The 22,469-nt window shown below is 38.5% G+C and carries 19 protein-coding genes and 1 rRNA gene; 11 read left to right on the forward strand and 9 right to left on the reverse strand.

What is annotated here, in order from left to right; all coding sequences use genetic code 11:
- From ACQKMR_RS08725 to dnaA, 8 genes are all read right to left on the reverse strand, one after another.
- Positions 1-168 (reverse strand): 16S ribosomal RNA (locus ACQKMR_RS08725); the annotation flags it as partial.
- 563 nt (positions 169-731) lie between these two features.
- Positions 732-3,296 carry a DNA gyrase subunit A gene (gene gyrA / locus ACQKMR_RS08730; RefSeq protein ID WP_427696951.1) on the reverse strand — a complete coding sequence of 855 codons (2,565 nt, stop codon included), beginning with the start codon at positions 3,294-3,296 and terminating at the stop codon, positions 732-734.
- A gap of 94 nt (positions 3,297-3,390) precedes the next feature.
- Complete coding sequence (gene gyrB / locus ACQKMR_RS08735; RefSeq protein WP_427697074.1) at positions 3,391-5,316, reverse strand: DNA gyrase subunit B; 1,926 nt, start codon at positions 5,314-5,316, stop codon at positions 3,391-3,393.
- A 77-nt stretch (positions 5,317-5,393) separates the two neighbouring features.
- Entirely contained in the window at positions 5,394-5,657 is a 264-nt protein-coding gene (gene remB / locus ACQKMR_RS08740) for an extracellular matrix regulator RemB (protein ID WP_053348303.1), read from the reverse strand.
- Between the two features lie 12 nt (positions 5,658-5,669).
- Positions 5,670-6,788, reverse strand: coding sequence for a DNA replication/repair protein RecF (recF, locus tag ACQKMR_RS08745; RefSeq protein ID WP_053348304.1), 1,119 nt, complete (start codon positions 6,786-6,788; stop codon positions 5,670-5,672).
- A 21-nt stretch (positions 6,789-6,809) separates the two neighbouring features.
- On the reverse strand, positions 6,810-7,022 hold the full coding sequence (gene yaaA / locus ACQKMR_RS08750; RefSeq protein ID WP_427696952.1) for a S4 domain-containing protein YaaA: 213 nt from the start codon (positions 7,020-7,022) through the stop codon (positions 6,810-6,812).
- A 220-nt stretch (positions 7,023-7,242) separates the two neighbouring features.
- The gene (gene dnaN / locus ACQKMR_RS08755) at positions 7,243-8,379 is read right to left on the reverse strand and encodes a DNA polymerase III subunit beta (RefSeq protein WP_427696953.1); all 1,137 of its coding nucleotides are present in this window, start codon (positions 8,377-8,379) and stop codon (positions 7,243-7,245) included.
- Between the two features lie 193 nt (positions 8,380-8,572).
- Positions 8,573-9,922 carry a chromosomal replication initiator protein DnaA gene (gene dnaA, locus ACQKMR_RS08760; protein WP_427696954.1) on the reverse strand — a complete coding sequence of 450 codons (1,350 nt, stop codon included), beginning with the start codon at positions 9,920-9,922 and terminating at the stop codon, positions 8,573-8,575.
- 970 nt (positions 9,923-10,892) lie between these two features.
- Between dnaA and rpmH the strand changes: the two genes are divergently transcribed.
- From rpmH to ACQKMR_RS08815, 11 genes are all read left to right on the forward strand, one after another.
- Positions 10,893-11,027, forward strand: a complete 135-nt coding sequence (gene rpmH / locus ACQKMR_RS08765) for a 50S ribosomal protein L34 (protein ID WP_034316183.1) — start codon at positions 10,893-10,895, stop codon at positions 11,025-11,027.
- A gap of 80 nt (positions 11,028-11,107) precedes the next feature.
- Complete coding sequence (gene rnpA, locus ACQKMR_RS08770; protein ID WP_427696955.1) at positions 11,108-11,464, forward strand: ribonuclease P protein component; 357 nt, start codon at positions 11,108-11,110, stop codon at positions 11,462-11,464.
- A gap of 178 nt (positions 11,465-11,642) precedes the next feature.
- A complete protein-coding gene (gene spoIIIJ, locus ACQKMR_RS08775) occupies positions 11,643-12,431 on the forward strand; it encodes a YidC family membrane integrase SpoIIIJ (RefSeq protein WP_427696956.1) in 789 nt (262 codons plus the stop codon).
- Positions 12,428-13,048, forward strand: a complete 621-nt coding sequence (gene jag, locus ACQKMR_RS08780; RefSeq protein ID WP_427696957.1) for an RNA-binding cell elongation regulator Jag/EloR — start codon at positions 12,428-12,430, stop codon at positions 13,046-13,048. Before spoIIIJ ends, jag begins: the two co-directional genes overlap by 4 nt.
- A 377-nt stretch (positions 13,049-13,425) precedes the next feature.
- Positions 13,426-14,811, forward strand: coding sequence for a tRNA uridine-5-carboxymethylaminomethyl(34) synthesis GTPase MnmE (gene mnmE / locus ACQKMR_RS08785; protein ID WP_427696958.1), 1,386 nt, complete (start codon positions 13,426-13,428; stop codon positions 14,809-14,811).
- Between the two features lie 20 nt (positions 14,812-14,831).
- A complete protein-coding gene (mnmG, locus tag ACQKMR_RS08790; protein WP_427696959.1) occupies positions 14,832-16,718 on the forward strand; it encodes a tRNA uridine-5-carboxymethylaminomethyl(34) synthesis enzyme MnmG in 1,887 nt (628 codons plus the stop codon).
- A 30-nt stretch (positions 16,719-16,748) separates the two neighbouring features.
- Positions 16,749-17,465 carry a 16S rRNA (guanine(527)-N(7))-methyltransferase RsmG gene (gene rsmG / locus ACQKMR_RS08795; protein ID WP_427696960.1) on the forward strand — a complete coding sequence of 239 codons (717 nt, stop codon included), beginning with the start codon at positions 16,749-16,751 and terminating at the stop codon, positions 17,463-17,465.
- Between the two features lie 404 nt (positions 17,466-17,869).
- Positions 17,870-18,730, forward strand: coding sequence for a nucleoid occlusion protein (noc, locus tag ACQKMR_RS08800; protein ID WP_427696961.1), 861 nt, complete (start codon positions 17,870-17,872; stop codon positions 18,728-18,730).
- Between the two features lie 254 nt (positions 18,731-18,984).
- Entirely contained in the window at positions 18,985-19,746 is a 762-nt protein-coding gene (locus tag ACQKMR_RS08805; RefSeq protein ID WP_427696962.1) for a ParA family protein, read from the forward strand.
- Positions 19,739-20,599, forward strand: a complete 861-nt coding sequence (locus tag ACQKMR_RS08810) for a ParB/RepB/Spo0J family partition protein (RefSeq protein ID WP_427696963.1) — start codon at positions 19,739-19,741, stop codon at positions 20,597-20,599. Before ACQKMR_RS08805 ends, ACQKMR_RS08810 begins: the two co-directional genes overlap by 8 nt.
- A gap of 136 nt (positions 20,600-20,735) precedes the next feature.
- Positions 20,736-21,377: a DUF554 domain-containing protein gene (locus ACQKMR_RS08815; RefSeq protein WP_427696964.1), complete on the forward strand. Its 642-nt coding sequence runs from the start codon at positions 20,736-20,738 to the stop codon at positions 21,375-21,377.
- A 69-nt stretch (positions 21,378-21,446) separates the two neighbouring features.
- Here ACQKMR_RS08815 and yyaC read toward each other — a convergent pair whose 3' ends face one another.
- Complete coding sequence (gene yyaC, locus ACQKMR_RS08820; protein WP_427696965.1) at positions 21,447-22,088, reverse strand: spore protease YyaC; 642 nt, start codon at positions 22,086-22,088, stop codon at positions 21,447-21,449.
- Positions 22,089-22,469: the final 381 nt, after the last annotated feature.

Here is a 22,469-nt window from a genome sequence, read left to right on the forward strand (position 1 = left end):
TAGCTCCGGTTTCCCGAAGTTATCCCAGTCTTATAGGCAGGTTGCCCACGTGTTACTCACCCGTCCGCCGCTAATCTCAGGGAGCAAGCTCCCATCGATTCGCTCGACTTGCATGTATTAGGCACGCCGCCAGCGTTCGTCCTGAGCCAGGATCAAACTCTCCGAAGAAATGTTTGACTTGCTCATTTTGCTTTTTTAATAGTGTGTGCTCACTTAAAAATTAACGTTGGCGCTTTGTTTTGTTCAGTTTTCAAAGAGCAATTTCGTTGTCGTTTATCTTAGAAACGACTTTAATAATATATCAATTATATCATTTCCTGTCAACAACTTTTTTTCTCTCGATGTCGACTTAGTTATTATATCTAGTATCACAAGTAATTGCAAGAGTTATTTTAAAATAAATAAAATACTTCGTTTGTAGTTACCCAATTCTTTGGTTGTCTCCTTTAATGATAGAAGTAGCTTACCTGATTAAATTAGTAAACTTCTTCTATGATTATAAGATTTCCTATATATATAACTCCCGATTTATCCCTAAATTAATGTTTGATTATTATCTACTATCTTAACCAGTAGCCTAATTTGAGAACTTGCATCAATAAAAACAATTTCAGCAGTAGCCCCCTTGTTACTTCCAATATAAAAATTAAAAAACTGCACCTCCAATTGTTAGATGTTGTCTAACAATTGGGGTGCAGTTCATAATTGGCTGGGTCTCTTTTATTAAACGATTATTCTTCCGTATCTTTTTCAGGTTCTTCGTTTTCGGCTACTTCGTTAGAATCTGGATCTGAATCTATATTTGTTGGATTCTGTTCTATTCCTTCTTCTTTTTCAACGAATTCTTCTTTTTCTTCTTCTTCTCTTCCAACGATGGCCACCGTTGAAACATATTCATTGTCTGCAGATTCGAGACGAATGAGCTTAACACCCTGTGTATTACGACCCGTTTTAGAAATACCTTCGACTTCCATTCGGATTAACACACCAGCTGCTGTAATCAGCATCAAGTCCTCATCTTCTCCTGTCACTGTTTTCACGGCAATAAGTTCACCATTTTTCTCTGTGACATTACATGTTTTTATTCCTTTACCACCACGGCTTTGAATACGGTATTCCTCAGCAGATGTCCGTTTTCCATATCCATTTTTCGTAACAATCAGGACTTCTTCATTTTCTTCAAGAATTTCCATACCGACTACTTCGTCATCATCCCTTAAGGAAATCCCTTTTACTCCAGCTGCGGTACGTCCCATTGTACGTACATCCGTTTCAGGGAAACGAATCATCATTCCAGCTTTTGTTCCGATAATAATCTGTTTCTCTCCATTCGTAAGACGTACAGAGATCAATTCATCATCTTCTCGCAGCCCTAAAGCAATTAAACCGTTATTGCGGATATTTGCAAAGGATGACAGTGGTGTACGCTTTGATATACCATGTCTGGTTGTGAAGAATAAATACCAATCATCGACAAATTCCTTCACCGGTATGATTGCATTGACCCACTCACCTTTATCAACTTCTAACAAATTGATAAGTGGCAGTCCTTTTGCAGTCCGGCCATATTCAGGAATTTCGTATCCTTTGGACCGATAGACTTTACCTTTATTAGTAAAGAATAATAGTGTGTCATGAGTCGAAGTTGTTAACAAATGACCTACAAAGTCATCTGCATTCGTACCCATTCCCTGTATACCTCGACCTCCGCGTTTTTGGCTGCGGTACGTGGTTGCAGGCAAACGTTTAATATAACCGTTATGAGTCAGTGTCACGATTATATTTTCCTCTGGAATCAAATCTTCATCTTCTAAGTTCTCAAAACCGACTAATGTAATTTCAGTTCTTCTTTTATCATTAAAGCGTTCTTTAATTTCAAGAAGCTCTTCACGAATAATTTCAAGAACCTTTTCCTCATCAGCAAGGATAGCTTTATATTCTGCGATTAATGCCATTAACGCTTGATATTCATCTTCAATTTTTTCCCGTTCCAAACCGGTCAAGCGTTGTAAACGCATATCTAAAATTGCTTGCGCCTGTTTTTCAGAAAGTGAAAATTGTGTCATTAACCCTTCTCGGGCAATTTCTGTAGTTTGGGAACCACGGATTAATGTAATGACTGCATCCAAATTATCAAGGGCAATTCGCAAACCTTCTAAAATATGAGCACGCGCTTCCGCTTTACGTAGTTCAAATTCAGTTCTGCGTCGTATAACTACCTGTTGATGCTCTAAGTAATAGTGCAGACATTGCTTTAAGTTCAATACTTTAGGCTGTCCATCCACCAGTGCAAGCAAGTTGATTCCGAAGGTCGTTTGCATTGCAGTATGCTTATACAAGTTGTTTAAAAGGACATTTGCATTTGCGTCCTTTCGTAGCTCCATAACTATACGCATGCCGGTACGATCTGATTCATCCCTTAAATCGGTAATGCCTTCAATTTTCTTATCACGAGCAAGTTCTGCAATTTTTTCAATCAACCTTGCTTTATTCACTTGATAAGGGATTTCTTTAACTAGAATAACCTGTTTTCCATTGGGCTTCTCTTCAATTTCAACTTTCGCCCTCTGAATGATTGACCCTTTTCCAGTTTCATAGGCTTTTCTAATTCCACTGCGCCCTAAAATTAACCCCGCAGTTGGAAAATCCGGGCCAGGGATAAATTCCATCAATTCTTGAATTGTTATATCAGGATTCTTACTTAAAGCCAATACACCGTCAATTACCTCACCTAATTGATGGGGCGGAATATTGGTAGCCATTCCGACTGCTATCCCTGACGAACCATTCACTAATAAGTTTGGGAAACGGGCTGGCATAACAGCTGGTTCTCTTTCTGAGCCATCATAGTTATCCTGAAAGTTAACCGTATCCTTATTCAAATCACGAATCAATTCCATCGAAATCTTTGACATTCTCGCTTCTGTGTACCTCATGGCGGCCGCTTGGTCACCATCGACCGAACCGAAATTTCCGTGTCCATCAACGAGCATATAGCGATAGTTAAATGGCTGAGCCATCCTGACCATCGTTTCATAAACAGCAGAGTCACCATGCGGGTGATATTTACCGATTACTTCTCCGACAATACGGGCTGATTTTTTAAATGGTTTATCCGACGTCATACCAAGATCATTCATCGCATATAGAATTCTTCTGTGTACCGGTTTCAAGCCGTCCCTTACATCAGGTAACGCCCGGGATACGATAACGCTCATCGCGTAATCCAAAAAAGATGTACGCATCTCGGTACTTATATTTATTTCTTTTACACCTGATCTTTCATTTTCTGACATGGAGCCAACCTCCTTTATAAAGCTTTTACTCTCATTTTTTAAACTGATCTTGCACTATGTAAAGAACAGGATGTAAATTCATCCTGTCAAAAAATCAGATGTCGAGGTTTTTAACATAAATCGCATTTTCCTCAATAAAGTTACGACGCGGCTCTACTTTATCTCCCATCAACATTTCGAAAGTTTCATCTGCTTCAATAGCATCTTTCAAACTAACTTGAAGTAACGTTCTCGTATCAGGGTTCATTGTTGTTTCCCATAGTTGCTCTGGGTTCATTTCCCCCAGCCCTTTATAACGCTGTAAGTTAGGCTTAGGAGTGCTTGGCAGACTTGCCATGATTTGTTCTAGTTCGCGGTCATTATAGGCATATTCCACTCTTTTACCCTGCTGAATTTTGAAAAGAGGTGGCTGGGCAATATAAATATAACCATACTCTATAATTTTCCGCATATAGCGATAGAAGAATGTCAACATTAAAGTTCTAATGTGAGCACCGTCTACATCCGCATCGGTCATGATAACAATTTTATGGTATCTAGCTTTTTCAATATTGAATTCATCACCAATACCTGTTCCTAGTGCAGTAATAATTGTACCAATTTCTATATTATGAAGGATTCTATCCAATCGCGCCTTTTCCACATTTAGGATTTTACCTCTTAGCGGCAGAATAGCTTGGAAATGGCGGTCGCGTCCTTGTTTAGCTGAGCCACCGGCCGAGTTTCCTTCTACAATGTACAATTCGCTGATAGAAGGGTCCTTAGACGAACAATCTGCTAGTTTCCCAGGTAGATTGGAGACTTCCAAAGCACTTTTTCTTCGAGTTAACTCACGTGCTTTCTTGGCCGCCAAACGAGCTCTTGCCGCCATTTGCCCTTTATCAACGATTTTTCTAGCCACTGAAGGATTTTCGTATAAAAAGGAATCCAACCTTTCCGAAAGAATGGAATCAGTAACCGTTCTTACTTCTGAGTTTCCAAGCTTTGTTTTGGTTTGCCCTTCAAACTGCGGTTCAGGATGCTTAATGGAAATAATTGCTGTTAGCCCTTCACGAACATCTTCACCAGAGAAATTGGAGTCTGCCTCTTTTAAGAGCCCGTTTTTCCGCGCATAATCATTGATAACCCTAGTCAACGCAGTCTTGAATCCTGATTCATGTGTACCGCCTTCATAGGTATGAATATTATTGGCAAAAGAAAAGACATTACTGATGTAGCTGTCATTATATTGCAGAGCTAATTCGACAGATATACCTTCTTTCTCGCCTTCCATGAAAATCGGTTCCTCATGAAGGACTTCTTTTGAACGGTTCAAATGCTCTACATAAGATTTGATACCGCCCTCATAGTGGTATTCCCTGATTTTCTCTTCTTCTCCGCGTTTATCTTCAATGATTAGCTTCAAGCCTTTATTCAAGAATGCAAGCTCACGGATACGTGTGGCTAATGTATCGAAATCATATTCTAAAGATTCCGTGAAGATTTCACCATCAGGAATGAAGTGTACCGTCGTACCGGTATGATCGGTTTCCCCGATAATTTTTAAATCTTCTTTTGGGACACCACGGTTAAATTGTTGATAGTGAATTTTCCCTTCACGATGAACAAAAACTTCTAAAACCGTGGATAAGGCATTAACTACTGAAGCTCCCACACCATGCAGACCACCGGAGACCTTATAACCCCCGCCACCAAATTTACCGCCCGCATGTAGGACCGTCATGATTACTTCTACTGCTGGCCGTCCCATTTTTTCATGGATACCTACTGGAATTCCCCGACCATTATCGACTACGGTTATGCTATTGTCTTCTTCTATCGTCACTTTGATTTCAGTACAGAAACCTGCTAGTGCCTCATCAATACTATTATCGACAATTTCCCAAACAAGATGGTGAAGTCCTTTTGCAGAGGTAGTACCGATATACATCCCTGGACGTTTACGAACTGCTTCTAAGCCTTCTAAAACCTGTATCTGATTCTCATCGTATGCCTGAGCTTGTACTTCTTTTTGTTCCATTGTCATACGTATCACCTACACTTTTCTTTTGGCATTTATCATTTTTTTAGGAGTAATTAAAACTTTATCGCTTAAATTCAAAGAGAGTCTATATCATCGATTAATAACGATGGCTGCAGTGAACGCTTTTTCAAAGTGGACGACGCAAGCGGTGAATAATAGACCTGTTTATCCGTCACTACAATCGATTTAACCGAGTTTTTTGCTAAATGGTAAGTAACATCAGACTTTTTCTCCAAAAACTCACTCATGATTGGAGAGGCCTGGAGCAACTTCTTATCTAAAATGGCAATGACATCGTCCGTTTTCACAAGAATGTCTTCACCAATATGGAGATACATACATTCACCTCATCATTTAACCTTTTTTATACTTCCTTGACTAACATAAAAGGTGGACGCTTCTCTTAGGGTTTGATGATCGATTCCATCAACGGAGGGTGTCGTCACAAATGTTTGCACTTTCCCTTGTATCGTATTCAGTAAATGAGATTGACGGAAATCGTCAAGTTCCGATAACACATCATCCAATAATAAAATGGGATACTCGCCGATTTCTTCATGGATCAGCTCAATTTCGGCAAGTTTCAAAGATAGGGCAGTTGTACGTTGTTGTCCTTGTGAACCATATGTCTGGACATCACGGTCATTCACAAAAAAAACCAGGTCGTCACGATGAGGACCTACCAGTGTTACACCCCGTTCAATTTCCCTTGTTTTTATTTTATCAAATTTTTCTGTGTATACTTCTATCATTTTCGTCAAATCCATAGATTCTGATACATCAAGCGACGGTTTATATTGGATTTTCAATACTTCTAGATTTCTGGAGATCCCCGAGTGAATCGGCTCTGCCCATTGCTGGAGCTTTAAAAGAAACTCGTATCTTCTTTCGACAATTTTCGCTGCATACTGAATAAATTGATCAGTTAGCACGTCAAGCATCGTCGTATCCGTTTGTTTCCGGGTCTGCAGAAGCTTTAAGTAATGATTTCTTTGTTGAAGTATTTTATGATATTGGCTCATATCATGAAGGTATACGGGAGAAACCTGGCCAATTTCCATATCTATAAAACGGCGTCTGACTAGAGGACTTCCTTTTACAAGGTTAAGATCCTCAGGCGCAAACATGACCACATTCATATTTCCGACATATTGACTTAATTTTCTTTGTTCAATATGGTTGCATTTCGCCTTTTTCCCTTTTTTTGAAATGGTCAGCTCAAGTGGTATTGAGGTATTTCTCTTTCTAACTCTTCCTTCTATTTTAGCATACTCTTCATCCCAGCGAATAAGTTCTTTATCATTTGAGGTCCGGTGAGATTTTGCCATTGCTAAAACAAAAATAGATTCCATGACATTTGTTTTTCCTTGAGCATTTTCCCCAAGGATTACATTGACCTTATTTTCAAAAGTCAGGTTCAATTCGGTATAGTTGCGGTAATTTCTCAAACTTATATTTTCAATATACATATTCCGCTCTTCCCTTATGTTTTAGCTTGTAATTGTGAAGACGCCAAATCCAGGAATCTCTATTTTATCACCTGATCTTAATTTTCTGCCTCTTCTCACGTCTAATTCACCGTTAATGAAAACTTCGTATTCACTTAAGAACCATTTCGACATTCCTCCGCTTTGGATCAAATCGGCTACTTTTAAGAATTGTCCTAGCGTAATATATTCTGTGCTTATTTTTATGGAGTCCATTTCATGCCTCACTCATTTCTAAGTAGTCTTTAATATTTCATTTTACTAAAAAAAACCCATTAAGACAAAGTATAGCTTTTTTAGCTCCTGTTTTTTATAGTTCTAGGTTTTATTCAGAATTAAAAACGCTGTAAAAAACCTTATGGGGCCTATATTTAAGTATAAAAAAATTAAAGGCCTGCTGAACAAGCCTTTAATTTTTTTAAAATATTATTTTAGCTTAGTAAGTTCTAACAGGCAGAATTAATTGAAGCATAGAATCATCATGAAGCGGACGAATTACAAATGGACGCATCGCACCTGTAAAGTTGATTTTAATTTCCGTTCCTTCTAAAACTTTTAAGGCATCCATAACAAATTTAGCACTGAAGGAGATTTTCAAATCCTCACCTTCAATGGCCTCTGCTTGAACTTCCTCAATTACTTTACCAATTTCAGGTGTATTAGAAGAGACTTCGATAATGCGGCCTTCTAAAGTTGTCAGTTTGACCACATTATTTCTGCCTTCTCTGGCCAATAAAGATGCTCGGTCAATTGCTTGCAGAAAATCTTTTGTGTGAACAGTCACATCCGTTTTGCTATCTGAAGGAATTAAGCGGGACGTATCCGGATAATTCCCCTCAAGTAGCCGTGAGAAGAATAATAAATTTTCTGCTTTGAATAAGACTTGATTATCTGTAATGACGATTTCTATTAGTTCGTTTGTATCATCAAGGATTTTACTTAATTCATTTAGACTTTTACCTGGAATCACAACGCTATAGGTCCCAGTAATTTTATTTTCGATTTTTGCTGTTCTCATTGCCAGCCTGTGACTATCTGTTGCAATACAGGTCAATTCGTCATCTTGAACCTTTAAGTTTACACCTGTTAAGATAGGGCGTGTTTCTGAGGTGGACACTGCAAAGCCAGTTTGACGAATAAGAGTTTTTAATAGGTCTGTTGGAAGCTTGAAAATATTTTCTTCCTCAATGACTGGAAGATGGGGGTATTCTTCAGGATCCAGTCCATTTAAGTTAAATTCAGCTTTACCTGAGCGAATAATTGTTTGAAAGTTGTTTTCGACTTCAATTTCTACAGTATCCATCGGTAATTTTTTGACAATTTCACTGAAAAAACGAGCATTAAGTACAATTCCACCGCTATTTTTCACTTCAACAATTTCATCACCGTCTACTTCAGCTGGAATAAATGATTGAATGGAAATATCTGAATCACTTCCTGTTAAAGTAACACCTTCAGTTGTAACACTTATTTTTATCCCCGTTAAAATTGGAATCGTTGTTCTTGATGTGACTGCTTTCATTACTTCTTGGACACTATGAACTAATCGATCTCTTTGAATTATAAATCTCATGTTTCATCCTCCAAATTTTTAATTGCCGAATAGGCATATTTATTAATATTTTTTATTAAAAAAGATAGTAGTAATAGTAGTAGGGCCTGTTGATATGTGGATAAGTCGACTCAACCTAAGGAAAAACAGTCTATCCACATGTGGACAGACTGTGTGTAAGTAGTCATCAGTTATACACATTATCCAGAATCATCTATACCTTCAACTGATCCTGGATTTCTTTGACCTGACGTTGAAGCTGGGTATCTGTTTGCATAAGTTTTGAAATTTTTTCATGCGCATGAATAACGGTCGTATGATCGCGACCACCAAATTCATCTCCTATCTTAGGCAGAGATGAATCCGTTAACTCTCTGGAAAGATACATGGCAATCTGCCTTGGAAAGGCCACGGATTTAGTCCGTTTTTTCGCTTTGAAATCCTCCAATTTCACACTATAATGCTCACCAACTGTTTTTTGGATTTCTAAGATGGTGATTATTTTAGGTTTCGAGCTTGGAATAATGTCTCTTAATGCTTCGGCTGCTAAATCAGCATTAATATCCTTATTAATTAACGAAGAATAAGCAACAACACGAATAAGTGCACCTTCAAGTTCACGAATATTCGAGTCAATTTGATTGGCAATATAAAGCATAACTTCATTTGGGATATCAAGACCTTCTGCTTTTGCCTTTTTACGTAAAATAGCAATTCGCGTTTCTAAATCAGGCGGTGTGATATCCGTAATTAAACCCCATTCAAAGCGGGAACGGAGGCGGTCTTCGAGTGTAGGGATCTCTTTTGGAGGACGGTCACTCGAGATGACAATCTGTTTGCTTTCTTCATGTAGTGCATTGAATGTATGGAAAAACTCTTCTTGAGTTTGTTCTTTTCCTGCTAGAAATTGAATATCATCAATTAATAAAACATCTACACTTCGGTATCTATCACGGAATTCCCCTGCTTTATTGTCTCGGATAGAATTGATAAATTCGTTCGTAAATTTTTCAGAAGATAAATAAACGACCTTTGCCTTCGGATTATGCTCAAGTACGTAATGCCCAATTGCGTGCATTAAATGGGTTTTACCTAGTCCTACGCCTCCATATATAAATAATGGGTTATAGGCTTTTGCAGGAGCTTCTGCGACAGCGAGAGACGCGGCATGGGCAAAACGATTGCCGGAGCCGATGACAAACGTATCAAAGGTATTTTTCGCATTTAACATATGCTGAGGAAATGCATTGTGTTCTTTATCCTGTTTTTTAATCTTTTTAGGCTGAACAGGAACAGTAAAATCACCATCTTCTTGATTGGGAGGAATGATGAATTTTGCTTCCAATTCCTCACCGGTAAGTTCAAACAATACATCAGAAATAAGATGTGAATAGCGTTCTTCAAGCCAGTCCCTGGCAAATTCATTGGGAGCGGTGACTGTTAACGTATCACCTTGTAGTAAATAAGCCTTGGTTGATTTAAGCCAAGTTTCAAAGCTTGGTTTACTGATCTTTTTTTCAATTTTTCCGAGCGCCTGGTTCCAGAGGCTATCGATGTTATCCAAACTTATCCCTCCTTTGCAAAATATTTTTAATAATATCTAAATGTATAGGCACAAATAAACTCATCGATTGCCGTCTTAATATAAATTTTGACAGCAAAGGTTCGGTGAGCTGTATAAGGGAGTGTTCTGTAATGTGATGTCCCTATTACTATATCTTGCGCTGTACAACCTTTGTACAGACTACATCTTGTAAGGTGATGTAGGTTTGGATGATTATTCATCAACAGGTATTTGGAGAAATATATAATAAAGAAGAAAAAAGGGTTTTCGACAATATCCACCGTTTGTGGACAGAGTAATATACACAGGTCGAATAAGCTATCCACATGTTATGCACAGTCTGTGGATAAACCTTACCTGTTGATAAAGTTATTCAGAGTGAAAACACAAATATAATATCAGAAATTCAGGCGTCTTGCAATGGGTTAGAAAACTTTATCCACAACTTTACGAGCCTGTGGGAAAAACTTTTCCACAGGCTATTGTTATGTGTAAAAGTCTATAAAACAGGTTGTGGATAGAAAAAATCATGTCGAATTTTATCCACAGACTGAAGTTTTGGCACGAAGTATTTAAATTTATTTCCCTGCTTCTTAAACGAATAGGACAGAAAAACATGTTGTAATAGCTTTCAATAAAACGTAAATATTAAAACCTTTTCCTGACAAACCCAATGGTTCACTTAAAAACAACCAGGCCTCCCTATGTTTTTGCTCAGTGGATCGTGTAAACTAAGGGATCTGCTTAAATGTGTTTAAGGGAAAATTCATGGAAATTTCCCTCTCACCAAAAATTTCTATATCAGTTCGAGGCAAAATCATTTACAATAGGCTAGGTAGTAAAAAAAGACCAACTGGACATTGAGCATAAAAAGAAATATTTTTTAGGATGAGGTTGACAAGTAGAAACCATCATCTATATAATTGTAAAGACTGTCTTTAACTGTTATTCCTCAGGGAGGTGTCATATAATGAAAAGAACTTATCAACCGAATAATCGTAAGCATAGTAAAGTTCACGGTTTCCGTGCACGTATGAGCACGAAAAACGGACGTAGAGTAATTGCTGCACGTCGCCGTAAGGGCAGAAAAGTATTATCTGCATAGACCACTGAAAAGTCTCAGTGGTCTTTTTTCGCAAAATAAGGGATTTACTGAGACTCAATTCATTTAATGAAGGTGTAAAGATGAAAAAAAAGTTAAGGATTAAGAAAGAGGACGAGTTTCAGCTTGTGTTTAAAAAGGGCGAATCCTCTGCTAATCGGCAATTCGTTGTCTATGTCCTTGAAAAGCCCGAGCAGGATTATTTTCGGATAGGCCTTTCTGTCAGTAAAAAAATCGGGAATGCTGTTGTTCGGAATCAGATTAAAAGATACATACGGCAAGCATTTTTGGAATTGAAAGATGATATAGAAGACGGTAAGGATTATATTGTGATTGCTCGAAAGCCAGCGGCGGAAATGGACTTTTTCCAAGTGAAAAGCAGCTTGATCCATGTCCTAAAACGTTCTAAATCACTAAACTTTAAAATGAAAAAACAATAACGTTCTCCTTTATATCGAAAACTAAGTACTCCTCAGTTAATGTCTTAAACATTGAGAAAAATAACATAGAAAATTCCTTATTGAGCTGTAAAAAAAGTGGATTACTTTTCCTTGAAGTCTGCTTGTAAACAGTTCATTGTTTCAAAAAAGATTGATTGCAGTTAGGAGGAAATTACGGTTGAAAAAACGAATATTACTCATTATTGGACTAGCTTCTATAATGATGTTGTTAGCAGGGTGTACGGAAATTAAAGAACCTATAACTGCAGAAAGTGAAGGGTTCTGGAATTCATACATTGTCTATCCATTATCATGGCTGATCATTCGGTTTTCTGAGGCATTTGGCGAGAACTATGGTTTGGGAATCATCGGTGTTACACTAATCATTCGCTTAGCATTACTTCCATTAATGATCAAGCAGGTGAAAAGCTCGAAAGCAATGCAGGCTATTCAGCCTGAGATGAAAGAACTTCAAGCAAAATACAGCTCAAAAGATGCTGCCACACAACAAAAACTACAGCAAGAAACGATGGCTTTATTTTCAAAATATAATGTGAATCCATTGGCGGGATGTTTACCGATATTGGTGCAAATGCCAATTTTGATCGGTTTTTACCATGCTATCAGCCGTACGGAAGAAATTGCTTTACATAGCTTTCTTTGGTTTGATTTAGGTTCTCCGGATCCGTATTATATTTTACCGGTTGTTGCTGGTATTACTACTTTTATTCAGCAAAAACTATCCATGATGGGAATGAACTCTAATCCACAAATGGCAGCACAAATGACGATGATGCTTTACATCATGCCAGTTATGATTGTTATTTTTGCAATTAAATTTCCCGCTGCTCTTTCACTTTACTGGGTAGTAGGTAACATTTTCGGTATCGTTCAAACGTATTTCATTAAAGGTCCAGATCTTAGAAAAGCAGCTGCGGAAAACGCGGGAGGAGCAAAGAAAAAGTGAAAAAAGTAACTGCTGCAGGACAATCTGTCGAAGAAGCAGTAAATTTAGCTTTAGCTCAACTTAACAGCACTAGGGATCGCGTGGAGATTGAAATTGAAGATGAAGGCAAAAAAGGATTTTTTGGTTTATTTGGTGCAAGGAAGGCAATTGTCCATGTGACATTGCCAGCTGACCCTATTGAAGAATCACTGAAATTTTTGAAGAATGTCAGTGGAAAAATGGGAGTTAATGCAGAAATTGATGTCCGTCGTCAAGGTAAGAATGTAACGTTTCTTTTATCAGGTGAAAAGATCGCTTTATTAATTGGAAAAAGGGGCCAAACACTAAATTCCCTTCAGTATTTAACGCAGCTGGTTGCAAATCGCTATTCGAAGCAGTTTTTGAATATAACTGTGGATGCAGAAGATTATCGAAATCGCCGCAATGATACTTTAATCCAATTGGCTGAAAGAATGGCAAATAAAGCAATAAAAACTGGTAAATCTGTTTCACTGGAGCCAATGCCATCCTTTGAACGGAAGGTCATTCATAATGCTCTCCTGCATTACCCAAAAATCAAAACAATTTCCAATGGTACAGAACCATATCGCCATTTGGTCATTACACCAATCAGATGAACCTTCTGCTATTAGCGGAGGTTCTTTTTTTGTTTTTAATAGGAATGGTTCGGCCCATGAGTGATTAAAGTATTGTAGTCTGTCGAATTCTTTAAAAAAAGAAAAATTCAGCAAAAATCGACATGTATCTATTTTGTCCTTTCGTAATTAGTAAAGAGTTAAGAAAAGAAGGAAAGCAGGCTATATTTGTTATTCACATGTGGATAAGTTAAAATAAGTGATACAGAATATGGGTTTTAATGCATGTGGATAACTCTGGAAAGGAAGGAGTATCTACTTTTTTTCATGAATATACTGTGGTATTGTAGTTATTTAGGGAATTCGACGATTTTATTATGGAAAAAATAAAGAAACATCAATATATAAGAGGTGAAAGCATGGAATTCGATACAATCACCGCTATCTCTACTCCCTTAGGGGAAGGGGCAATTGCCATCGTAAGAATCAGCGGTGATGAGGCCATAGAAATAGCCGATAAGATCTTTAAAGGACCAGGTGGGAAAAGTTTGCTTGAAGTGAAATCACATACGATTCATTACGGACACTTAACTCAACCGAAAACTGGTGAAATCATAGAAGAAGTTATGGTTTCTGTTATGAAAGGTCCAAAGACATTTACAAGAGAAGATGTAATCGAAATAAATTGTCATGGCGGGATCGTTTCGGTCAATCGGGTATTACAGCTTATCCTCTCACAGGGGGCACGTTTAGCAGAACCTGGTGAATTTACGAAACGAGCTTTTTTGAATGGAAGGATTGATCTTTCCCAAGCAGAAGCTGTTATGGATTTAATTCGGGCAAAAACGGATAAAGCGATGAATGTAGCCTTAGGGCAAATGGAAGGGCGGCTTTCGAAATTAATTCAAAAGTTGCGTCAGGAAATTTTACAGACCCTCGCACAAGTCGAGGTGAACATAGATTACCCGGAATATGATGATGTCGAAGAAATGACACATCGTTTATTTTTGGAAAAAGGCAGCTATGTGAAGACGGAAATAGAAAAACTCCTGCATACTGCCCAGCAAGGGAAAATTCTGCGGGATGGGCTGGCGACGGTTATCATTGGACGCCCGAATGTCGGAAAATCTTCTTTGCTTAACAGCTTAGTTCATGAAAATAAGGCCATTGTTACTGATATTCCAGGCACAACACGTGATGTAATCGAGGAATATGTCAATGTTCGCGGAGTCCCCCTTAAACTTGTCGATACAGCAGGGATTCGGGAAACAGAGGACATTGTTGAACGAATTGGGGTTGAACGTTCTCGTGCAGTATTAAAAGAGGCAGATTTAATTTTACTTGTCTTAAACTATTCCGATGACTTTACACCTGAAGATGAAAAACTATTCCAAGCTGTTAAAGGTATGGATGTTATCGTTATTATCAATAAAACTGATCTTCCACAAAAAATCAATTTGGATCAGGTTAAGGAAAAGTCGGCATCGCATAAAATTGTTTCTACGTCTTTACTTGAGGATCAAGGAGTCAATGAGTTGGAAGATGCGATTGCTTCTTTATTCTTTGAGGGTTCTTTAGAGTCAGGAGACTTAACCTATGTTTCAAATGCTCGTCATATAGCCTTGCTTGGTCAAGCATTACAGTCAATTGAGGATGCAATTGAAGCGATTGACATGGGGACGCCGATTGATTTAGTCCAAATTGATTTCACAAAGGCTTGGGAGCTCCTCGGCGAAATCATTGGTGAAAGTGTTCAGGATAATTTAATCAACCAATTGTTCTCGCAATTTTGTTTAGGAAAATAACAGTAAAAGGAGGAGAAAATATGCAATACGAAGCAGGAAGTTATGATGTCATTGTTATTGGAGCTGGACATGCTGGTAGTGAAGCAGGCCTTGCAGCTGCAAGAGTCGGAGCTAAAACGTTGATGGTTACCATTAATTTAGATATGGTCGCCTTTATGCCATGTAATCCGTCTGTTGGCGGACCAGCAAAAGGGATTGTTGTCAGGGAAATTGACGCTTTAGGCGGTGAAATGGGAAAAAATATTGATAAAACCCATATTCAAATGAGGATGTTGAATACAGCTAAAGGTCCGGCTGTACGTGCGTTGAGGGCACAGGCGGATAAATTTCTCTATCAGCAGGAAATGAAAAAGACGATAGAAGACCAAGAAAATTTGACATTAATTCAAGGAATGGTTGAGGAATTAATTGTTGAAAATGGTGTTTGTACGGGTGTCATTACTAAAACAGGTGCAGTGTATCGTGCGAAAACTGTCGTAATCACGACAGGAACATATTTACGTGGAGAAATTATTTTAGGGGAACTAAAATATTCAAGCGGTCCTAACAATCAGCAGCCTTCCATCAGACTTTCTGAACATTTGGAGCAATTAGGATTTGATTTAGTTCGTTTTAAAACAGGAACACCTCCGCGCGTCAATAGTTCATCCATTGATTACAGCAAAACGGAAATACAGCCTGGTGATGAAGTCCCACGCGCTTTTTCATATGAAACAACGAAATTCATCACTGAACAGTTGCCATGCTGGTTGACATACACGAATGAGGGAACCCACCAGCTCATCGATGAGAATTTACATCGTTCACCGATGTATTCTGGGATGATTAAGGGAACGGGACCACGCTATTGCCCATCAATAGAAGATAAGGTCGTACGTTTTAATGATAAACCGCGCCATCAAATTTTCCTTGAACCTGAAGGTCGTAATACAAAGGAAGTCTATGTGCAAGGGCTGTCAACCAGTCTACCTGAAGATGTACAAGTAAAAATCCTTCAAACGATTCCAGGGCTCGAGAAGGCGGAAATGATGCGTGCTGGATATGCAATTGAATATGATGCAATCGTTCCTACTCAGCTTTGGCCTACACTAGAAACGAAAAAAGTTAAAAACTTGTATACTGCAGGCCAAATTAATGGAACTTCCGGCTACGAAGAAGCGGCGGGGCAAGGGCTTATGGCTGGTATTAATGCAGGTTTGAAAGCAATAGGAAAAGAAGAACTGATCTTAAGCCGCTCGGATGCCTACATTGGCGTTTTAATTGATGATCTCGTTACGAAAGGCACGAATGAACCATACCGCTTGCTGACTTCACGTGCAGAATATCGTTTACTGCTGCGTCATGACAATGCTGATTTACGTTTAACGGAAATTGGGTCCAATATTGGAATGATCAAAGAAGACCGTTACAAACGTTTTCTTTTGAAAAAGGAAGCAGTTGAAGTGGAAAAAGAACGGCTAAAATCAACCTTCATTAAACCAACACAAGAAGTGCAAGACGTTATTATAACAAGTGGTGGCAGTGAATTGAAGGATGGAATTCGTGCCTCTGACTTATTGAAACGTCCTGAAATGGATTATTCTCATATTCAGAAGCTAGCTCCAAGTGACGTCGAACTAAGCAACGAAGTGACGGAACAAGTCGAAATTCAAATTAAATATGAAGGATATATTGAAAAATCCTTGCAACAGGTCGATCGCCTGAAAAAAATGGAGAATAAGAAAATTCCAGAGAATATCGACTATGATGCCATCTCCGGTCTTGCAACAGAAGCACGCCAAAAATTAAAACAGGTTCACCCGCTATCAGTAGCTCAGGCTTCACGAATTTCCGGTGTAAATCCTGCTGATGTCTCCATTTTGCTTGTTTATTTGGAACAAGGTAAGATTGCCAGAGTTTCTCAGTAACGGAAATACCCGAAAAGGATTGAAGAATTCATGAATATTGAACAATTTCAACAGGCACTACAGGAGAAGGGGATCGAGCTTTCTCCTCGTCAGCTTGAACAGTTTGACACCTATTATCGATTATTGGTGGAATGGAACGAAAAGATGAACCTAACCGCCATCACGAATAAAGAAGAAGTTTATTTAAAGCATTTTTATGATTCAATTAGTGCAGCATTCTATTTCGATTTTAACAAGCCTTATCAGATTTGCGATGTTGGAGCAGGAGCTGGGTTCCCGAGCATTCCTTTAAAAATTTGTTTCCCAAATATCCACGTATCTATCGTGGATTCTTTGAATAAGCGGATCTCCTTTTTGAATCATCTTGCTGATGAGTTACAATTAAAGGGCGTTTCCTTTTACCATGACCGGGCGGAAACCTTCGCTCAAAAACCAGAGCATCGTGAATCCTATGATATTGTTATGGCAAGAGCGGTAGCGAGGATGTCTGTCTTAAGTGAGCTTTGTTTGCCGTTAGTCAAACCGGATGGGACGTTCATTGCCATGAAAGCGGCAAGTGCACAAGATGAAATGGATACCGGTAAGAAGGCGATTTTTATGTTAGGCGGAAAAATTGAAGAAATTTATCCCTTCACATTGCCCGAAGAAAATAGTGAAAGAAACATCATTACGGTAAAAAAAGTAAAGAAGACTCCTAAAAAATACCCAAGAAAACCTGGTACACCAAATAAACAGCCCATTAAATAATCCTTTTACTATGAGGCTTACTATTCATTTTTGTGAAAGATAGATTTGGGCTAGCACTTGTTCTAATTTTCTTTTACTATAAATGTAGGGTTTTTTTATCCATTAAAAATGTATAAGTAAACATACCCGACACAGTGTTCTTTATAATCAGATGCATCGTTTTCCTAGAGAGCGAGAAAGTCGGCGTTTTATCTTTTTGAAAAATCAGGGAAATAATCTCGGGTAAGCTGGCAGATATCCATAATATCTGGACGTCTATGCCTCATTATTGCTTTAATGACGACAGTCGACATGTTTTTTACAACGCTGGACCATATGTATAACCATGTCGGGAAATGTATGCAGGACTTGTCCTTTCAATAGAGAATATGTTATTTGGGAGTTTTAAAAGGTGGTGTAGGAAGATGAAGCATCCTTTTTCGCGGTTCTTTGGGTTTGGCGAAAAAGAAGAACAGCAACTAGAGATGGAGACACCTAGCAATAATAACGAAGAAATAAGAAAAATTTCCATTTCTGATATTGTGCCTAATCGATTTCAACCAAGGACCGTTTTTAATGACGATAAAATTGCAGAATTGGCTCAAACGATTCATACACATGGGATCATTCAACCGATTGTAGTAAGGGCGTATGGACAGGGGAAATACGAAATCATTGCAGGCGAGCGTCGTTTTCGTGCTATGCAAAAGCTTGGTTGGGAATTGGCACCGGCTATTGTCAAGGATTTTACGGATACAGAAACGGCTTCAGTTGCGCTGATAGAAAACCTTCAGCGTGAAGAGCTAACACCGATTGAAGAAGCATTAGCTTATGGGAAACTATTAGAGCTTCATAGTTTAACTCAAGAGGCTCTGGCACAAAGACTCGGAATTGGCCAATCTACTGTGGCGAATAAGCTTCGGCTGCTTAAGCTACCGACGGAGGTCCAAGATGCACTTCTTCAAAAGCAAATTACGGAACGTCATGCCCGCTCGTTAATTCCATTAAAAAGTCCGGAAAAGCAGATCAAACTACTTTTGGAAATCATCGAAAAAGGCTTAAACGTTAAGCAGACAGAAGAGCGTGTCGTCAAGCTCCTCACCGGTACGGTACTTAAGCCGAAGCCAAAGCGAAAGGCGTTTAGTAAAGACATGAGGATTGCGGTCAATACCATCCGTCAATCCGTGAATATGGTAACAGACAATGGAATAAATTTGGATGCAGAGGAAGAGGAATTCGAGGAATATTATCAGTTTACGATTAAGATTCCTAAGAAGAAAACTTGATTCCCTTTTCCATAGCCCCGCTTGGTAGTCTTCGATTACCAAGCTTTTTTTATCCTCTAGTAATAATCGACCTGATACTTAATGGTTCCTTTTCAACAGTATCTTTTGGTCATTTTTAGGTAAATGCCAAATTTTAAGAGGAATTTCAGAAAACGATTTCTTCCAGGATTATTCATGATAAAATAGAAAGAAAGAAAATTACGGTAATTGCATTTCGATATAGAGTATAAAGATAGTTGAAAGCAGGTGAATTCGTGGGTAAGATTCTCGCCATTGCCAATCAAAAAGGCGGTGTTGGAAAAACGACAACTTCTGTCAGCCTTAGTGCTTGTCTTGCATACATAGGACAGAAAGTCTTATTGGTCGATATCGATCCGCAGGGAAATGCGACAAGCGGTGCAGGTATTGATAAATCAGAAGTAGAACAATGTATTTATGATGTATTGGTTGATGATGTCGAAGCCAGTACCGTTATCTTGGAAACAAAGGTCGAAAACTTATATGCTATACCTGCGACAATTCAACTTGCAGGTGCTGAAATAGAACTTGTTCCAACCATCTCTAGAGAAGTCCGTTTAAAAAGGGCGTTAGAAGAGGTGCAGAGTCAGTATGACTACATTGTAATTGATTGTCCACCGTCATTAGGACTGCTTACCCTAAATGCATTAACAGCGGCTGATGCTGTTTTAATCCCTGTACAATGTGAATATTATGCATTGGAGGGCTTAAGTCAGCTCTTAAATACGGTCCGTCTCGTGCAAAAGCATTTAAACCATGATTTGAAAATCGAAGGTGTCCTATTGACAATGTTGGATGCTAGAACAAATTTGGGTCTTCAAGTTATTGAGGAAGTCAAAAAATACTTTCAGGATAAAGTTTATCAAACCATCATTCCGCGGAATGTCCGATTGAGTGAAGCGCCGAGCCATGGAGAACCGATAATTATTTATGATCCAAAGTCACGAGGAGCGGAGGTCTATTTAGAACTGGCAAAGGAAGTGGTGTCAAATGGCTAAGGGACTTGGCAAAGGACTAAACGCACTATTCAACAATGGGGAAATCAGTAAAGATGAAATCGTGCGGGAAATCAAATTGAGGGAATTAAGGCCAAATCCTTATCAGCCCCGGAAAAGCTTTCGATCTGAAGCGATAGAAGAACTTAAGCAATCAATCATAGAGCATGGGATATTACAGCCGATTATTGCCCGGAAAAGTATTAAAGGCTATGAAATTGTGGCTGGTGAGAGACGTTATCGTGCCGCAAAAGAAGCTGGCTTAAAGACAGTTCCAGTTGTTGTGAGGGAATTGAATGAACAACAGATGATGGAACTGGCGATTTTGGAAAACCTTCAACGGGAAGATTTAAACCCGATTGAGGAAGCGGCGGCTTATCAAACCTTGCTTGAAAAATTAGAAATTACTCAGGAACAGTTGGCTATTCGCTTGGGGAAAAGTCGGCCGCATATTGCTAACTATGTTCGATTACTATCTTTGCCTGAAAAGATAAGGAGTTATATCTCTGAAGGTGAAATTTCTATGGGACATGGGCGTGCATTACTAGGATTGAAGAAAAAAGAGTTACTTCAGCCAGTTATAGACAAAATTCTCAAAGAAGGAATGAATGTCCGAAAGCTAGAGCAATATATTCATCAATTAAATGATACGGTTTCACGTGAAACTAAACCTGCGAAACAAGTGAAAAAAGATATATTTATAAAGCAGCGGGAGTCAAGTCTTCGTGAAAGACTAGGAACAAGCGTGACTATTAAACAAAGCAAGAAAAAAGGGAAGATAGAAATCGAATTCTTTTCAAAAGAAGATTTAGAGAGAATATTAGACTTGATTGATCAAGAAAACCTTTCCTCTTAGTCCCTTCTTTGTGAGACGATTTTTGAATGCAGACTTGCGACATGGGATCTTTACTGTAGAGAATTAGGTGAATAAGATGGTTTTATTGGGGACTTTGGTGAATGGGGCTTGTATTTTAATCGGGTCGATTTTGTGAATGTTTTTACAGCATATACCTGAGAAGATAAAAGAAACGGTCATGAGTGGTATCGGTTTGACCGTTATTGTCTTAGGATTGCAGATGGGGTTTAAAAGTGACAATTTTATTCTGGTCATAATATGTATTGTGGGAGGCGCTGTGCTTGGAGAATGGATGAATCTTGAAGCTAGGCTTAACTCTTTAGGCAATTGGATAGAACGTCGGATGAAAGCGAAAAAGGGAACTTCGATATCTCAGGGCTTCGTAACAGCCACGCTCATATTTTGCATTGGAGCGATGGCCATTATCGGTGCCCTGGATAGTGGGATCCGTAATGATCATGATGTTTTAATAACAAAATCGATTATCGATGGGTTTACTGCTCTAGTTCTGTCCAGTACCCTTGGCATTGGTGTACTTTTTTCAGCGTTCCCTATCATTCTTTATGAAGGTTTCATTGCCATTTTTTCAAGGCAAATTAATACTTTGATTCCAACTGCTTTAATGGATTCCTTCATTCTTGAAATGACAGCAACTGGAGGAGTCATGATTTTAGCGATTGGCTTGAATATTATCGGTGTCACCAAAATCAGGGTGGCTAACCTGCTTCCAGGAATAATGATTACAGCAATTCTAGTTACAATCATGTATTATGTATAAAAATAAAGGAAGGGGTTCGCCCCCTTCCTTTATTTTTATACTCGGCCAAATTTTTCAGGAACATAAGAATCAAAGTGTTTTTTCTTGCTTGAATGACCAGGTGAATGGAGTGGATGGAGTGAAAGATGGTTTTACTGGATATTGATTTTGTGCTTCATAAATGCCCTCTGCAATGGTTTTGGCCATTTTTAAGACTAGATTGAGACGAGTGTTTTGTAGGACCATAAACTCCATGAATCCACTGACATTCACGATTCCTGTAATATGGGCATTGCCAACAGAAGGTAGATCTTTATTGACTCCAGCGCCAGGTTTCACCGGCCCTTGACCAATTTGAACAATGCCGACGCTTTTCAATTTTCCTAAGCAAGCATCGATTCCGACGATAAAGGGATTGGTATGGATTTTGCTAATTTCATTTAGTTTTTCCTGTAAATTCATTGCATGTATAGGATTATCGAGAGTACCATAAATATGGAAGGAAGAGGTACCGTCTTCTGTTTTTTCATTAAGCAGGGTGCCGACAAGTGGACCGAGGGAATCACCAGTTGAACGGTCTGTGCCAATACAGACAATTACGATAGGTTGAAGCTTTCCAGTTGGAAGAAGGTTGATTAATTCTTGGGAAATTTGTTTAGATGCGTCCGTATCTTCATGTAGGATGCGACTCAATCTATTTTTATTATTAAATAGACTAGAATTCAGATTCATCGGCTCAACTCCTTTACTTAGTTTGGTATTACAGTATACGGATAAAAAAGGAAAAATATACGGTATTTAATGTAAAATTGGTGGGGATTTATTTGGTAAGAACCTTCAAACGGGGGAAGGGAAATAGTAGGATGCTTCTTCCTCTACCAATTCCCGTTATATATAAAAAATGATTCATTGAAATAGAAAAAACTTCTAATGATATTACCTATATACCCAGATTTTTTTTGTACAGAAACCCTTATTTATTGATAAAATAGAGAAAACTTTTCTTATTTAGGGTTATCTTTTGGCTTGAGAGGTAGAGGGGATACGTCCAAAATAGGGAAAGTCATAGGGAATATAAAAGTTTTGCAGATTTTGCAATAGGCAGGAGGAAAA

This window comes from Peribacillus sp. NPDC096540, assembly GCF_050278525.1.
In the GTDB taxonomy this organism is placed as follows: domain Bacteria; phylum Bacillota; class Bacilli; order Bacillales; family DSM-1321; genus Peribacillus.